Annotated in this window: 8 protein-coding genes; 3 read left to right on the forward strand and 5 right to left on the reverse strand. The window is 42.5% G+C overall.

The genetic code is table 11. The features are described 5' to 3' along the window. Positions 1 to 74: 74 nt before the first annotated feature. The 4 genes from malQ to treZ all read right to left on the reverse strand — a co-directional run bounded on the left by malQ (position 75) and on the right by treZ (position 8,538). Complete coding sequence (gene malQ, locus ACQ93I_RS11285) at positions 75 to 1,580, reverse strand: 4-alpha-glucanotransferase (protein WP_431698624.1); 1,506 nt, start codon at positions 1,578 to 1,580, stop codon at positions 75 to 77. Between the two features lies 1 nt (position 1,581). Beyond that, positions 1,582 to 4,221, reverse strand: a complete 2,640-nt coding sequence (treY, locus tag ACQ93I_RS11290) for a malto-oligosyltrehalose synthase (protein ID WP_431698625.1) — start codon at positions 4,219 to 4,221, stop codon at positions 1,582 to 1,584. Then, a complete protein-coding gene (locus ACQ93I_RS11295) occupies positions 4,218 to 6,644 on the reverse strand; it encodes a DUF3536 domain-containing protein (protein ID WP_431698626.1) in 2,427 nt (808 codons plus the stop codon). Before ACQ93I_RS11295 ends, treY begins: the two co-directional genes overlap by 4 nt. Positions 6,645 to 6,717: 73 nt before the next feature. Then, a complete protein-coding gene (gene treZ / locus ACQ93I_RS11300; RefSeq protein WP_431698627.1) occupies positions 6,718 to 8,538 on the reverse strand; it encodes a malto-oligosyltrehalose trehalohydrolase in 1,821 nt (606 codons plus the stop codon). A 192-nt stretch (positions 8,539 to 8,730) separates the two neighbouring features. On the opposite strand from treZ, the gene ACQ93I_RS11305 reads away from it, so the two are divergent. From ACQ93I_RS11305 to glgB, 3 genes are all read left to right on the forward strand, one after another. Then, positions 8,731 to 10,710, forward strand: coding sequence for an alpha-1,4-glucan--maltose-1-phosphate maltosyltransferase (locus ACQ93I_RS11305; RefSeq protein ID WP_431698628.1), 1,980 nt, complete (start codon positions 8,731 to 8,733; stop codon positions 10,708 to 10,710). A 14-nt stretch (positions 10,711 to 10,724) separates the two neighbouring features. Continuing rightward, entirely contained in the window at positions 10,725 to 14,024 is a 3,300-nt protein-coding gene (gene treS, locus ACQ93I_RS11310) for a maltose alpha-D-glucosyltransferase (RefSeq protein WP_431698629.1), read from the forward strand. A 1,011-nt stretch (positions 14,025 to 15,035) separates the two neighbouring features. Next, positions 15,036 to 17,018, forward strand: coding sequence for a 1,4-alpha-glucan branching protein GlgB (gene glgB, locus ACQ93I_RS11315; RefSeq protein WP_431698725.1), 1,983 nt, complete (start codon positions 15,036 to 15,038; stop codon positions 17,016 to 17,018). Positions 17,019 to 17,091: 73 nt separating this feature from the next. On the opposite strand, the gene ACQ93I_RS11320 is transcribed toward glgB, so the two are convergent. After that, positions 17,092 to 17,676: a T9SS type A sorting domain-containing protein gene (locus ACQ93I_RS11320; RefSeq protein ID WP_431698630.1), complete on the reverse strand. Its 585-nt coding sequence runs from the start codon at positions 17,674 to 17,676 to the stop codon at positions 17,092 to 17,094. Between the last annotated feature and the right edge of the window lie 44 nt (positions 17,677 to 17,720).

A 17,720-nucleotide genomic window follows, 5' to 3' on the forward strand; every position in this document is an offset into this window, starting at 1 on the left:
TAAGATCTGAAATTATTTCAGAAAGAAAAACACCGCTATTTTTCCTTCCAAAAATGGCATTTTTGAAGCGTATTTTACTGCGGAATTCTTCCAAATAATTCATTTTGTTCGTAAAATTCTTCTGCCCTTTCATGCGGAATCCCTTCTGAAGTAATTCGCCATGACCAGTTTCCCTGTGTACTTCCGGGAGTGTTCATTATAGCTTCGCTGCCCAGCCCAAGAATATCCTGCAAAGGCAGAATAGCCACAGCTGCTACAGATTGTAATGCCATTCGGTAAAGCACTTCATGAACATTTTTTTCTGTGACTTTTTGGCCTGTGTATCGCTCCAAATGCTCCCTCACCTCTTTTCCGCTGTCTGTAAACCAGCCCACGGTAGTGTTGTTATCATGGGTGCCTGTATAAACAATGCTATTGAAGTCGTGATTATATGGTATGTATGGGTTCTTCCGGTTGGCATCTCCAAAAGAAAACTGCAGCACCTTCATGCCCGGAAAATCAAACTCCTCCAAAAGGTCATACACTGCCTGATCCAATAATCCCAAATCTTCTGCGATAAAGGGCATCCCGGGAAATTCAGTTTTTACCTGATTGAAGAAATCAACGCCGGGAGTTTCTGTCCATTTTCCGTTAATTGCTGTCTTCTCCCCTGCCGGTACTTCCCAATAATCGGCAAAGGCCCTAAAATGGTCAATTCGCACCACATCAAACAGGAGCAGGTTTTGGCGCAGCCGCTCTTTCCACCAGCTGTAGTGGTTTGCTTTAAGCACTTTCCAGTCGTATACCGGAGTTCCCCATAATTGCCCGGTTTTACTGAACAAATCTGGGGGTACACCCGAAATATGTGTCGGTTGTTTTTGATCATCCAGTTTAAATATTTCCGGATTTGCCCAACAATCTGCACTGTCGTGGTTTATATAAAATGGTACATCTCCAAAAATCTGAATTCCGTTATTGTGGGCTTCAAGTATTAAACGGGACCATTGCGAGAAGAACAGGAACTGCACGAACTTTTCCCGCTCAATTTGATCTTTTAATTCATTTTGAGCCTTTTGCAAGGCTTCAGGTTTCCTGTCCCGCAGTTCGGGCGGCCAGTCGGTCCAGTTTTGTTTGTCGTACTTGTAACGCAGGGCAAGGTAAAGACTGTAATTATCGAGCCAGTCGGCGTGAGTTTGACAAAATTCAGAAAAATCGGGATCTACTGTCCCGGCCGACTTAAATTTCCTGTAAGCTGCATCAAAGATTTGGTTTTTGTAGGTTACTACGGTGTCAAAAATGACTTTTTTAGCCTGCATTTCTTGAGGTACAGGGAAATCCTTCAGGTTGATATAACCTTCTTCTTCCAGTAACTGCGGACTAATCAACAAAGGATTCCCCGCAAAAGCCGAATGACTGCTGTAGGGGGAATGATGATAAATTCCGTCTGTAGGATTAAGCGGAAGGATTTGCCAGTAGGTATAACCCGAGCTTTTCAGGAAATCGAGGAACTTGAAGGCTTCGGGCCCCAGGTCTCCAATCCCAAACCTGCCAGGTAAAGAGGTGATATGTAAAAGAATTCCACTGCTTCTTTTTAGTTTCATATTAATTGTTCTTTTTTAAAAGTGCAACGGGAAAGCTTTTGAATAGCTTTTGAACATCAATTTCTTCGGAAAAAAATTCTTCTTCGGTAAACACATTTTTGAAGGATCCTTTTAAATTTTCAGGTAAAATTACCTTCAGCTCCTGTTTCTGGTCATTAATCTGAAGATCTTCAGTAAAAAGATGGGTGACCATTACCGGTACAATAACCAGAACCGTATTTTTTTCATCCTTCCTGGCAAAAGCCACTACGCTTTCGCGCAATTCCCCTTTAACTTCCAGCGGGATATATTCCCCTTTATCAAAAGTATTGGGAATTTCCCTACGCGCTTTAAGTGCCCGGTGCAGGCAGTACATCTTGATCTTTCCTGAAGTGTAATCCTGCTTCAGGTTCTCAAGGTGCTGCCCGGATTCTTCGGGAGTTACTGAATCAAATTCTGAAAGATATTTCTTCCGAAGTTCATAATCTACAGGCCGGCGGTTATCGGGATCTACATAGCTCAGGTCCCAAAGTTCGGTACCCTGGTAAATATCGGGAATTCCAGGGGCGGTAACTTTCAGCAGAGATTGAGAAAGCGATTTTATTGCTCCGTATGCCGAGATCTTCTCGTGAAATTGGGTAAATGATTTCTTGAAAGACGGGTTTTTCAGCAGTGCTTCAAGAAAACCATATACTTTATTTTCATAGCCTTCATTTGGTGCAGCCCATGACGAATTCTCCTTGGCCTCGCGAAGTACCTTTTGCAGGTAGGCTGTAGATCGCTTTAAAAATTCTTCTCCCTGCTCGCCAATATATGGCCAGGCTCCTATGAACATCTGGAAAATGAAATACTCTTCATTTGCATTGGGAACAGCAGGATCTTTTCTCACATTTTTGGCAATCTCCCTCCAATCGGCTACTTTTTGAAACCACTCTTCTCCCACTTCACTCAATACATCGAGCCGCATGCGGGCATCTTCCCCACGTTTGGTGTCGTGAGTCGCGGTAGCATTGATAGAAAGCGGAAAATCTTCGAGCCGTAACTTCATCCTCTCGTGAAAACCGTTCACAGAGAGCCCAAAATTTTCGGGTGAATCCCCAACTTCATTGTGGGAGATCAATTCATTATAAATATAAAAGGTAGTGTCTTCAACGCCCTTGGCCGCCAAAGGTCCCGTGAACTGTTGACACCGCTGCAGGAATTGCAGCATGTTTTCACGGTCTTTTTTTGCCTCTCCCAGAAAAATATCTTTAACCTTTTCCAGCTCATTATTAAGATCGGGCTTATGTGCGGCAGCAGTTTTAAAAGCTGCATCAATGATCTTTTTTTGCCTCTTTCTCAAGGGATATTCTTCAGGATAAATGCGATATACAGGAAAGGCAGCCAAAAATGCCCCTAAAGCCCGCTTGTATTTTTCCTCTTTTTCGAGCAGATCGAACTTTAAAGCCAGTTCCCACAGGTTTTTATATTCGCCCCCCATTCTCTCTTCCAGGATAAACAGCTTTTGTTCATACACCAGGTCATGATAATCTTCAAGCCTTGGGTAAAGTGCCTGATAGGCGTTAAAAAATTCATTCTCACTCTTAGGGTTGGTAAGTAATTGATTTACAGTCGCTAAAAACCCATATCCACTAGTGCCTTCTACCGGCCAGTGTACAGGTAATTTTTCATCCCATTCCAGGATCTTTTCTATAGTGATGTAAAAATCGGGCCCCAGCTTTTCCCGAAGCCTTTCAAGATAAGCCTTTGGATCCAGGAGTCCGTCGATATGATCAATGCGCAGGCCGTGAATTAGATCTTCCTCACACAACTGAAGTATGAACCGGTGATAACTCTCAAAAACCTCTTTGTCTTCCATTCGTAAGCAAATGAGATCATTTATGGTGAAGAATCTGCGGTAATTAATGTTGGTTTCGGTCTCTTTCCAATGAGCCGGTAAAAAATACTGTTCTTCGAGGATCTTCCTGATTTTTTCTTCGGAAGCGTTGATCTCTTCTACTCTATTGTCAATTTTACTTCGGAAGTCTGGTTCTTTGTCATACTCCCTCAGGAAATATTCTTTCAACTCTTCCCAATTCTCACTTTCACCCGAAAAATTCCTGAATTTATCCTGCCATTTTTCACCGACTTCATTTCCGAGGATTTCTGCGTAAGAACGGGCAGAAGCCATATATTCATGATCAAAATACCTGAACAAAAATCCCTTTTTTGACACCTTAAGCTGTAATTCTTTGTTCTTAATGACCCCGGGCAGGGGATTTCCAAGAAATGGGGCCATAACTTTTCCTGATTGTTCCCAATCTATATCAAAGAAATTATAGTGCAAAGATTCAGGGCCAAGTTCAAAGATATCCTGCAACCAGATGTTGTCTCCGTCAAAAGCCATGTGGTTGGGAACGATATCCTGCAGCCATGACATCTTCTTTTGTTTGAGCCTGTTACTTAGGTTCCTGAAGGTGTCAAGCCTTCCAATTGCTTTATTGAGTTTAAACGGATTGGTAATATCATAGCCGTGGCTGCTCCCCTTGCGCGCCTGAAAAAAAGGTGCCGAATAAATGGTAGAAATCCCAAGTTTTTCAAGGTAGTCGAGAATTTCATTGAGATCTTCAAGCGTGTATTCAGGGGAAAGCTGAATTCTATATGTAGAAACAGGATTTTTCATTCGACAGTGAGGTTAACAGATTCTTCAAGCTCCTGGAAGGCCGGCACCCATTTTAATGCGATTTCATCTCCTTCTTCACTCCGCTCAAGCATGTCCTGATAATGTTCTTCTTTTATGCCAAAAGTGATATTCTGTGCCTGCCATTTTTCGGGAGATAACGGCGTATCTTCCAGCATTTGAAGCAGGGAATTTACCTTTTTCAGCAATTTAAGATCTAACGGATTTTTCTCGAGTTCCAGCATTTTTTCCGTAAGGCGACGGTCAACAAGGAAGTTTAGGGTCACCATGTCAAGGTTGGCCTGTATAGATATTGCCGATTTTATTTGGAGCTCCAGCTTTTTAAAGTTGCAGTCTTTTTTCTTGAGTTCTTTTATAAGCCTGTTGTTAACGGCCATTTCTACAGGTAATTTGAGCCTGGAGGGAACCCGCATGTCAATCTCCTGGAAGGTTTTCAATAAAGGATAAGTGTTGTCATACAACTGCTGCATAGCACCCTCGGCCCCTTTCAGGTTGTTTTCCATGACCTGTTTCATAATAAGATGTTGCTCATCCCTGAACAAATGCCAGAAGGAATAATTGTGATTTCCGAAGTGCGTATCCATCAAATTGAAAATCTCGTAAATATTTCCTTTTTCGAAGTAAAAAGACATTTTATTGTGCAGTTCTTCAAGTGATTCGGCGTCTATATACTGCCTTACTCCCCCAAAAATATGATGATCTCCCATGTATAGCACGGCATACGAGATATCAAGCTTTTCCCAGGTAATATCGCTGCGAAACTCTGTACGGGCAATCATTAGTTTTTGTTTTCCGGCCTCATAATAGTGACTGGCTTTGGTAGTAGCACTAAAATTATAAAGCGTCACCTCTTCGGGAAATTCTTCAAAAATAGAAGAGATGGCATAGTGGGCTCCAATCCTTATCATATCGAGCTCCATAGGTTTCACAAAAAGCTCGTAAGCCTTATGCACAGTGCCATATTCCGGAATATTACTCGGTATCCTCTTGAGCGATGCTACAAAATCTGGCTCGTAACTGTCGCCACTTACTTCTTCAGCCAGCTGCACAGCCCGTTGTGCATAGAAAATATCCTGCATAGATTCAATGCCGCTCACCTCGTCAAAGAACCAGCCACAACTGGTGTACATCAACATAGTGTGGTACTGCATTTCCAGTAGCTTAAGCAGTTTCACTTCATCCTCTTCGGAAAGCTCCCCTCCAAAATTTTCTGAAAGAAAGTTCTTTACATTACTGTTTTCCCGGTTGAGGATCACCTGTATATATTTATTTCTCACTTCCCAGGGATTGGAAGTATAGGGTTGCATTTGCTTTTCATAAAGAACTATGAGTTTCTCCCGAACCCCGTCAAAAGCCTCCCGCAGGGGTTTACGCCACTTTTGGTTCCAGTCTTCATTGCCACCGGTGTTACAACCACAGTCGCTGCGCCAGCGTTCTACGCCATGATAACAGCTCCAGGAGGTATCTTCAATAATTTGTGCTTCATATTCGGGAGGAAACTTTCCCAGGAATTCTCCGTAAATGGTAAGATTTACCTCTTCATCCTCTTCCAGCGAGTGCAGGCAGTAAGAAAGAGCCATTTCCCCCAGCTTATGATGGTGACCATAGCTCTCGCCATCGGTTGCAATATGTACAAGTTCCATTTTGTCGTGATCGGCAACCTGGCCTTTAAGTCTATCGGCAAAGGCTTCCCCGTTATTGAGCAGCCCTTCAAACGCCACTGCCTGTGAAGCCGGGCCGTCGTAAAAGAAAAGGCTTATTTCATTGCCCGAAGGCAGCTTGCAGGTATAGGCACGGCGGGTGTTTACTTTGGCACCTGTGGCGTCTTCCCAGTCTTTTGTGCCAATTTTTCTCACCTGTTTAGCTTGATACGGCGACAAAATGGTAAATTTTATCCCGTGTTTTGCCAGCATTTCAAGCACATCGGTATTCACGGCAGTTTCTCCCAGCCACATGCCTTCGGGCATACGGCCGTAGCGGGATTTAAAATCCTCGATTCCCCAAATTACCTGTGTTTCCTGATCCCTCTTATTGGCCAGGGGCATGATCAGGTGATTATAAGCCTGGGCCAGGGCGGCGCCATGACCCGAAAAGGTTTCCTGGCTCAACTTATCGGCTTCCAGGATGGCTTCATAAGTTTCGGGAGTTTCATTTTGCATCCAGGCCAGTAAAGTTGGGCCAATGTTGAAACTCATCCAGGCATAATTATTCATGATCGCCTGTATTTTTCCCTCCTTATCAAGGATCCTGGAAGCAGAATTCCTCACATAACATTCCGCATTAATTCTGTGATTCCAGTCGTGGTAAGGGTATGCAGATTCCTGTATCTCTACCTTGTTCAACCAGGGATTTTCTCTTGGTGGCTGGTAAAAATGCCCGTGCACACATACATATTTCTTGCTCATAATATTTTTTAATTAGTTAGTGATCCCCCTTTGAAACATAGGTTCCAAAAAGGGCATTTTTAAAGGATCTTTTTTAAGATTTGTAAATCAAAACAGACTCTGGAGGCACAGTAATATTTTCTGGATCTACAAGCTCTTTCAACTCCTTGTTTCCGCCCCATTTCTTATCTGCGGAACAAATCAGGACCTGTGGATTTACTTTTTCTGAAGTTTTTTCTGAATAAACTGAATTTCCGAAGTTATAGATCCCGGTTAAAGCTGAATTTCCTTCCTGTGCAGATACCTTCAGAAGTTTTTTGTCTTCAGAAGCCTCAAAAATGGCATTTTGATGACCAAACATCTCAAAAGCACCGTTTTTCTTCAGTCTTATCAATTCTTTGTAAAAGTTAAAAAGCTGATTTTGTTGCGCATCTTTCTGAAAATCCCAGTTCAGTTTAGAATTTTTGAAAGTAACTTCGGCCTGCGGATCGGGAAATTCTCCTTCAGAATGAGAGTGAAAGAAGTACTCAAACTCATTTTTTCGCCCTTCCTGCACTGCTTTTACAAGATCAGGGTCACCGTGACTAATAAAGTACTGAAAGCGGTTTTTTTCCCCAAACTCCTCTCCCATAAAAAGCATAGGAATAAAAGGTGCTGAAAGTAAAGTTGCCGCAGCGAGTTTCTGTTTATCAAAACTGACTAATTCGGCCATTCTTTCTCCCAAAAGACGATTGCCCACCTGGTCGTGATTCTGGATACATACAACGAAATTTGATGGCTCCATTCCTTCAGGATTGTTACCTATACTGCGTTTGCGAAAAGGAGAGTAAATTCCATCGTAGATAAAAGCCTGTTTAAAGGATTTCGCCAGGTATTCCATTTTTCCGAAGTCGGCATAATAACCTGCGTCTTCACCTGTTAGCACCGTATGCAGGGCATGGTGAAAATCGTCAACCCACTGGCCTTCCAGTCCAAAGCCGCCGCTCTCGTAGTCTTTTATTAATTTGGTGTCATTGAGATCACTTTCGGCAATAAGCGCGTAACTTCTTCCTGTCTTTGCCTCCAGCTCATCTGTCTTCTCGCTCAATTCTTTAAGAAAATGCCTCGCTCCCCTGTCTATAATTTCATGAACCGCATCGAGCCGCAATCCGTCTAAATGGAAATCTTCAAGCCACATAAGCGCATTCTGTATAAAATGATGCCTCACCTGATCGGAATATTCGTCATCAAAATTAAGGGCACTACCCCACGGGGTGTGGTATTTATCTGTAAAATACGGCCCGTATTGGGAGATGTAATTTCCTTCGGGACCAAGGTGGTTGTACACCACGTCTAGGATGATGCTAAAACCCCGGGCATGACAGGCGTCTACAAGTTTTTTAAGGCCTGCAACGCACCCGTAGCTATCTTGTGCCGCGAAAGGATAAACCCCATCGTAGCCCCAGTTTCTCGCCCCGGGAAATTGAGCAATGGGCATAAGTTCGAGTGTATTTATACCCAATTCTTCAAGATGATCGAGCTTATTGATTACTGCCTCAAAAGTACCTGCCTGGGTAAAGGTGCCCACGTGCAGTTCATAGATGATCATTTCTGAAAGCTTCCTGCCCTTCCATAGCTCATCCTGCCATTGATGGGCCTTATGGTCTACTACTTGTGACCAGGAATGAACACCTTTGGGTTGTGAAAGAGAAGCAGGATCGGGAAATTCATCTTTGTGATCAATGCGGTATTTATATGTTGCGCCCGGTTTGATATTTTGAACTTCTTTAGACCAGTAGCCTATTTCGTCCTTTATAAGAGCTTCAGATTTTCCTGATTTTTCGAAGTGTACTTCAACAGATTCGGCAACAGGTGCCCATACGCAAAATTCAACTTTTTCATGTCCTATATATACTGCACCAACTTTCTTTCCCATAAATATCTTTCTTCCTGAATTTCAAATACACTCAAAGCTAAGAAGGATAAAATGGAAGATTTAATGTTTAATAGTTTTTTAACTAAGGGTGTGCATATACTTACCTAAATTTAAGTGTTTTAGAATGCAGATAGACCCGAAATCACGGGCATTTCGGGAAATAATCAACCATTTATCCAATAAAATCACCCTATGAAAATTAATGGTCATAAGCGAGTTAGTATTAGAAATGTAAAACCCCAAATTGACTGTGGAAAGTATCCTATAAAAAGAGTTGTAGACGAAGACATAAAACTTGAAGCCGACATCTTTGGAGATGGTCATGACAAGGTAGATGCTGTACTTCTTTTCCGCGAGAAAAAGAAAGGCCGGGGTCGTGAGAAGAAATGGCAGGAACAGCCAATGATCTTTGAGGGTAACGACCACTGGAGCTCAACCTTTGCTTTGGGAGAGACCGGAGATTATGAATATACCATAGAATCATGGGTAGATCATTTTTTAACCTGGCAGGATGGCCTTAAGAAAAAAGCCGCCGCCAATCAAAATCTCAAAACTGAGTTACTTATAGGAGCCGAACTTATGGAAGAAGCCCTTCCCCGCGCCTCTGCACCCAATAAAAAGAAGCTGAAAGAATGGATTGAGCTCTTGCGGGATGAAGAGCATGGGCAAAGAGCGGTTTCTGAAGCTTTGAGCGACTCAGCTTCAAAAGCAATGTATGAATCAAGAGATCGCGACAAAGCTTTTCCATACGACAAAACTTTGGAGGTAAGAGTAGAAAGAAAAAAAGCCCTCTTTAGCGCATGGTATGAATTCTTTCCAAGATCGGCATCTCCCGAAAAAGGTAAGCACGGAACTTTCAGGGATTGTGAGAACATACTTCCTGAGGTGTCAAAAATGGGATTTGACACTATCTATTTTCCGCCAATCCACCCAATAGGACGCAGCCACCGCAAAGGCCTTAATAATGCTACGGAAGCCGAGGAAGGAGATCCCGGCTCACCCTGGGCTATTGGAGCCAAAGAAGGTGGTCATAAAGCCATTCATCCCGAATTGGGAACTATGGAAGATTTTACCCGACTTGTAAAAAAGGCTAAAGATATGGGGATTGAAATAGCACTGGATTTTGCTATACAGTGTTCCCCAGATCATCCTTATGTTAAAGATCATCCACAATGGTTTAAATGGAGGCCTGATGGTACAGTACAATATGCCGAAAATCCGCCGAAGAAATACCAGGATGTACTACCGGTAAATTTCGAAACAGCAGACTGGGAGAACCTTTGGGATGAATTAAAAAGTATTGTAGAATTCTGGATTGATAAAGGGGTTACGGTATTTAGAGTTGATAATCCGCACACCAAGACCTTTCCTTTCTGGGAATGGTGCATAAGTGAAATCAACAAAGACCACGAGGGAATAATTTTTCTGGCCGAAGCTTTTACACGGCCCAGAGTTATGGAAGAACTGGCAAAAATAGGCTTTAACCAGTCTTATACTTATTTCACCTGGAGAAATACAAAAGAAGAATTTGAGGAATATCTCACCGAACTAACTAAAACGGAAGTACGGGAATATTACCGGCCCAATTTCTGGCCCAACACGCCTGATATTCTTCCTATTTCCCTGGAGCACAAAGAGGAGCCTTCTTTCCTTATAAGATTGATCCTGGCAGCAACAATGTCTTCTAATTACGGTCTCTACGGCCCCGTCTTTGAATTCGGTCTTAATGAGCCCTACCCCGGAAAAGAAGAATATGTTCATTCCGAAAAATACCAGATCTACCATTGGGACTGGCACCGGAACACCCGTATCAAGGAGATGATTAGTATCCTGAACAGAATAAGAAATGAGAACGAAGCACTGCAAACCACCTGGAATATAGAATTCTGTAAAACAGATAATGATCAATTGATCTCTTATTCAAAGGTTGATAAAGATGGTAACAACAAATTAATCATTGTAGTCAATCTCGACCCTCACCATACACAATCTGGCTGGGTAGAAGTTCCTCTCGAAAGGCTGGAAATAGGTGATCATGACTCCTATTCGGTGAAAGACCTATTAACAGGAGCCAGTTATATATGGCAGGATGCATGGAATTATGTAGAGCTGCACCCAAGAGCCATTCCCGCACATATTTTAAAAGTTGAAACTAAGAAACCAATACAGTAAAAAAGATATAACCAATGATCAAACCACTGCAAGCGAGCGATCAGGAAACCTGGTATAAAGATGCTATTATTTACGAACTGCACATTAAAGCTTTTTTTGATAGCAATGGTGATGGAATAGGAGATTTTGAAGGTCTCCTGCAAAAGCTGGACTACCTGGAAGACCTGGGGGTCACCGCAATATGGCTGTTACCCTTCTATCCTTCCCCCCTTAGGGACGATGGTTATGACATAGCCGATTATTACAGTATCAATCCTTCTTACGGAGATCTTGATACTTTCAAAAAATTGATAGATGAAGCCCATGAACGGGGATTAAAGATCATCACCGAGCTGGTAATTAATCACACCTCAGACCAGCATCCATGGTTTCAGAAAGCACGCCATGCTCCCGTAGGTTCTCCCGAAAGAGATTATTACGTTTGGACCGATGATCCCACAAAATATAAGGACACCCGAATCATTTTTACAGATACCGAACCTTCAAACTGGACCTGGGATCCTGTTGCACAGCAATATTTCTGGCACCGTTTCTTCAGCCATCAACCCGATTTAAATTTTGACAACCCAAAGGTACAGCAGGAAGTTTTTGATGTGCTCGATTTCTGGTTTGACCTGGGTGTAGATGGTTTCAGGCTTGATGCAGTACCTTATCTTTTTGAAAGAGAAGGCACCAATTGTGAAAACCTGCCCGAGACCCATGAATTTCTTCAGAAGCTAAGGGCACATGTAGATGACAAGTATGAAAATAAACTTCTGCTTGCAGAAGCAAACATGTGGCCTGAAGATTCGGCGGCATATTTTGGAGAAGGAAATGAATGCCATATGAACTATCACTTCCCCATTATGCCCAGGATGTTTATGTCGGTCAAAATGGAAGACAGGTATCCTATTATGGATATTATTGACCAGACACCAGAAATCCCTGAGAACTGCCAGTGGGCCATTTTTCTTCGGAATCACGATGAATTGACCCTGGAGATGGTTACCGATGAAGAAAGAGATTACATGTACAAGGTCTACACTAAAGACCCGCAGGCAAAGATCAACGTGGGGATACGCCACAGGCTGGCTCCCTTGCTTGAGAACAATCGCAACAAGATAGAGTTGATGAATGTACTGCTGTTCTCCCTTCCCGGTACCCCGGTGATCTATTATGGAGATGAAATAGGCATGGGTGATAACTATTACCTGGGAGACCGCGATGGGGTGAGAACACCAATGCAATGGTCGTCTGACCGTAATGCAGGGTTCTCCCACGCCAACCCTCATAAGCTTTACCTTCCGGTTATTATAGATCCTGCATACAAGTATGAGTCTATAAATGTTGAGACCGAACAGATGAACTCTTCTTCACTATTATGGTGGATGAAGCGGATCATTAGCATGAGAAAAAAATATAAGGCCTTTGGCCGTGGTGATATTAATTTCCTTTCGCCGAGTAATGCCAAGATCATAGCTTACACCAGAACCTTTGAAGATGAAGACATTCTGGTATTAGGGAACCTTTCCCGCTTCCCGCAGGCAGCCGAGCTAGACCTGGAAGCTTATGAAGGTTATATTCCCGTAGAGGTCTTTAGTCACAATAAGTTTCCAAGAATCACCGAGCATCCTTACCTTTTTACCATGGCGCCTCACGGTTACTACTGGTTCCAGTTACAAAAAGAGGAAGGCCATGTAGCACAATCGGAAACTCCGGCTTTGAGCATTGATAATTGGGAGCAACTTCTAAATAATAAGACCAAAACCAAATTAGAACAAAATATACTTCCCGGGTACCTCAACACCTGCCGCTGGTTTGGGGGCAAATCAAGAGTCATTCAGAGTATCTCTGTGGTGAATAAGGTAGACATACCCGTAAAAGATATTCCGTCAACTTTAATCACTATTGAAGTGAGTTATAATGATGGCCTGCCGGAAGTATATCAGCTGCCACTCAGTTTTATGAGTGAAACTTTAGAAGATGCATACAAGGATATTCCGGGGAAAGGAATTATTGCAAAACTTAAGATAGACGGGGAAGAAGGTTATCTCTTTGATTCGGTTTACAGTGAAAACTTCAGAAATGTGCTCTTCAGAAATATTAAAAAAGGAAGAAAACTAAATAGTGGGCGTGGTAACCTGGTATTCTATCACAGTGAAGATCAATTTGATGCTGAAGCAGAAAAGGTTCATTCGAAGATCCTTAATGCAGAGCAAAGTAACACCTCGCTTATTTTTGACAACAGGTATTTTTTAAAGTTGTACAGGAAACTTGATAACACCATTAATCCAGACCTGGAGATTACCCGATATCTTACTGAAAAAACAGAATATAAGAATTCCCCCCGATTTGTGGGAGCAATAGAATACAAACCCGACCCCAAGAACATTATCGTGTTGGGTATGATGCAAGATCTGGTACCAAACCAGGGAGATGCCTGGGATTATACAAAGGATGCCTTAAACCGCTTTTTTGACAGGGTACTCACCTTGCCAAAAGACCAGGAGTACGAGCCAATAGCGCATACGCTGAGTCCGCTCTCCTACCAGGATCTTTCAGAAAACATGAAAGAATTACTGGGGGCTGTTTTTCCCGAAAGAATGTTCCTGCTGGGACAAAGAACCGCCGAGATGCACAAGGCACTGGCTGCAAACCCAATGGAGGTAGATTTTGAGCCGGAACCTTTCTCTTTGCATTACCAGAGATCATTATTCTCTTCTTTACAATCCCTTACGCGGAATGCCTTCCAAAACCTTCAGAAGAGTATTAAAACCCTTCCGAAGCATATTCAGGAGGAAGCACAGGAAGTATTGGATATGAAAGCAGAAGTGCTTAGCACCTTCAAAAAAGTCTACGACCACAAAATTCCTATAATGAAAATTAGGACCCACGGGGATTATCACCTTGGCCAGGTTTTATGGACAGGTAAAGACTTTGTAATAATTGATTTTGAAGGAGAACCGGCAAGGTCTTTTAGTGAAAGAAGATTAAAGCGTTCGCCGCTGCGCGATGTAGCCGGTATGGTTCGCTCCTTTCATTACGCTGCCTATAGCAGTATAATGGAATCTGAAATTGACGATCATAACAAAGAAGGAGAATTAGACACATGGGCCGATAACTGGTATTATGTGGTCACCAAAATTTTCCTGGAAGGTTATTATAAGCATGTTGGGGAAAATGATTTCATACCACCAGACAAGGATGATACCGAGATCCTCATGCAGATCTTCCTGCTTGAAAAAGCAATCTATGAGATGAACTACGAACTAAACAACCGGCCAGACTGGGTCTTGATCCCGCTTAGGGGAATTAAATCATGCATAAAACAATAAATCATGGCTAAAAAAGAAAGTAATAAAAAAGATATAGATAAAAATATTTCAGGCACCGGAAAAGCTCCGAAAGGTCCTGTAGACAAGGGCAAAAAATCTGCTGAAGAATCGGGAGACGTAAAAGGTCCTAAAGGTGTAGGTAAAAAGCCTTCGGAAAAAACAGAACCTAAAAAAACCTCTTCAGGAAAGTCGGCTTCAAAAAAAGAAGCGGTTAGCAAAAAGGCTTCAGGTAAAGCTGAAGCTTCTGAAAAAAAGTCGACAAAATTGAATACAGGTTTGCCAAAAACCAAGATGCCTGATGCAGATGCTGCGGCCAATCCGAAGCCAAAAAAACAGGCTGCCAAAAAAACATCAGCAAAGAACAAATCTTCTTCTAAAGAAGGAACTAAATTAAATACAGGTTTGCCAAAAACCAAGATGCCCGATGCAGATGCCGCGGCCAATCCGAAGCCGAAAAGCCAGGCCAAGAAAACTTCCGCAGAAAAGAAAAAGTCGGGTACTACTTCTAAACCTGCCAAGTTCCAGAAACCTCTAACAGATGAGCAGGTACCCGATGTTGCAGCCCCTGCAACCAAAGTAACCACTACGCCTCAGGAAAATCCCGAGAAAAAGACCGGCACTAAAAAACCTGCTGATAAAAAAGCAAGTAAGAAAAATACGGATTTAAAAACCGGAGAAAAACAAGCAGAAAAGAAACCTGTTAAGAAGATGTCCCGGCAGAAAAAAATTGAGGGAATTAGTGCTGAAGAAAAAATGAAGCTGCCCAACACCTCCCCTTCTGAAGATCTTAAAGACGCAGCAAAAGAAACTGCCGATAATATAAAAAAGAAGGTCACTCCAAAAAAGGGCACCAAAAACGACCTCGAAAAAATGGCTAAAGATCTTCTTCCTGATGCCGAAGATATCGAAAACATGAAAGATGCAGCAGGCAGCTTTGCCGAAAAGCTCATTCCAAAAGCCGAAAAAGCAAAGAAAAAAGTAGAGGAAATCATACCCGATAAGGAGGAAGTAATGGCGGCTGCACAAAAAGCCAAAAAACAAGTAGAAGATCTTACCACCGATAAAAAACAGGAGCAGAAATCATCTTCAGACAAACCGGTGGAAGCCACCTTGCTTACTGAATTTGATATTCACCTGTTCCGCGAAGGCAAACACTACCACCTTTACAACAAGTTGGGATCGCATCTTATGGAATACATGGGTACCGAAGGAGTTTATTTCGCAGTTTGGTCTCCCAATGCCGAAAAAGTTGCGGTAGTGGGAGATTTCAACAATTGGGACAGGGAATCCCACCCCATGAAAGCCCGTTGGGATGGTTCGGGGATATGGGAAGTGTTCATCCCGGGTGCCAAAAAGGGCAGTTTGTACAAGTATTTTATCAGGTCAAACAACGGCTATGAAGCCGATAAAGGAGACCCTTTCGCTTTTCAATGGGAAACCCCGCCAAATACAGCTTCTGTGGTATGGGACCTTGAGAACACCTGGAAAGACAAGGTCTGGATGAAAGACAGGCAGAAAAAAGAAGGCAAGCCACAACCAATGTCGGTTTACGAATTGCACCTGGGATCCTGGAAACGTGTTCCCGAAGATGGGCTTCGTTCTTTGACATATTTAGAACTGGCCGAGCAACTTCCGAAGTATATCAAAGAGATGGGATTCACACACGTAGAATTCATGCCCGTAATGGAGCATCCATTCTTTGGTTCGTGGGGCTACCAAATCACCGGCTACTTCGCCCCTTCCAGCCGCTTTGGTACTCCGCAGGAATTTATGCAGCTTATTGACAGTCTTCACCAGGCAGGAATTGGAGTAATCCTCGACTGGGTTCCCTCCCACTTCCCTTCAGATTTACATGGCCTGCACTATTTTGATGGCACCTATCTATATGAACATGCCGATCCTAAAAAAGGTTTCCACCCAGACTGGCAGAGCTACATCTTCAATTACGGACGTAATGAAGTGCGTTCTTTCCTTATAAGTAACGCAGTCTTCTGGCTGGATAAGTTTCATGCCGACGGATTGCGTGTAGATGCCGTGGCCTCTATGTTATATCTGGACTATTCGAGGAAAGAAGGCGAATGGGAACCCAATGAACACGGCGGAAATGAAAATCTGGAAGCTATAAGTTTTCTGAAAGAATTTAATGAAGTAGTTTATAAGGAATTTCCTGATGCCGTGACTATTGCTGAAGAATCTACCGCCTGGCCCATGGTTTCAAAACCTACCTATATTGGAGGCCTTGGCTTTGGGATGAAATGGATGATGGGTTGGATGCACGATACACTGAAGTATTTTAGTGAAGATCCTATCAATAGGAAGTACCACCAGAATACCATCACTTTTAGCTCGAATTACGCTTTTACTGAAAACTTCATGCTACCCCTGTCACATGATGAAGTGGTGTATGGAAAACAGGCTATTCTCAATAAAATGCCGGGAGATGAGTGGAACAAATTTGCGAATCTTCGCACCTTGTATGCTTACATGTACGCCCACCCCGGAACCAAACTGCTTTTTATGGGTGCAGAATTTGGTCAAACCACCGAATGGGATCACGATTCCAGCCTCGCATGGCATTTGACCAATGAGAATTCTCACAGTCAAATCCAGGAGACCTTTAAAGCGCTTAATAAGCTGTACAAAGAGGAACCTGCACTGTACGAAAAAGCTTTTTCTCATGAAGGATTCGAATGGGTAGATATCAAGGATGAAGAGAATAGCATTATTAGCTTTTTAAGAAAAGGCAATGATCCAAAAGACAACATTCTTGTAGTTTGTAATTTCACTCCATTACCCCGGGAAAATTACCGGATTGGAGTTGAAAAAGCAGGAAAATGGAAAGAGATCTTCAATAGTGATGATGCCAGTCTTGGTGGTAGTAACGTGAAGAACAATGGAGAGATAGAAAGCACAGAACTATCAGCCCACGGGCAAGATAATTCCCTATCCCTCACCATTCCACCAATGGGTGTTATCTACTTAAAAAAGGCTTAAGGAAGTCTTCATATTCATAAACAAAACTGCCCCGGGAAATCCCGGGGCAGTTTTTATAAGTAGTGATTGATCCTTAATTAATAACTACTTTTTTAGTAAACTCTTCTTCTCCCCTGTAAAGTTTTACAAAATACTCTCCCGATGGAACTCTTGAGAAATCAAGAGACTTTTGGAAATCCTTACCAGAAGCTTTGACAGTGGCCAGGATTACTCCAGAACCATCTTCAACGGTCATATTCAAAGGCTGCTTGTCGGGGTTTGATATGTAAACATTAAGAACTTCTTCGTGAGTTCGAAAATGTGGCTTCCCTATAGTAGAAGAACTTCCAAGGATTTTTACCCCTTCAGAAGATTTCTGGATCTTCCATGTTTTTGTCGCTAACCTTTTATCCACCTTTAAAAAGTAGATCCCCTGCGGCACCATTTCAAGGTCCAGCCTCTTGTTATACTTTCCACCTCTTACCAGGTCATCCTTGTAAAGCGTTACGCCATATTGATCTTCAAATAAAATAACCGTTCCCTGATTCAAATTAGAAAGGTCTACTAACAAAGTTTGCTCTCCATTTAATCTTACCTCCTCCTCTTTTTCCATATCACCTGCATAAGAATAGGTGGAAAGGAAAAAAACAATTACTGCAATGTTTTTTAGCTTTTTCATAATTTTTATCGTTTTAGTTAATAGATTAGATATTACACAACAAA

Origin of the sequence: Salinimicrobium sp. WS361 (assembly GCF_050750585.1) — a bacterium.
Taxonomy (GTDB): Bacteria; Bacteroidota; Bacteroidia; order Flavobacteriales; family Flavobacteriaceae; genus Salinimicrobium.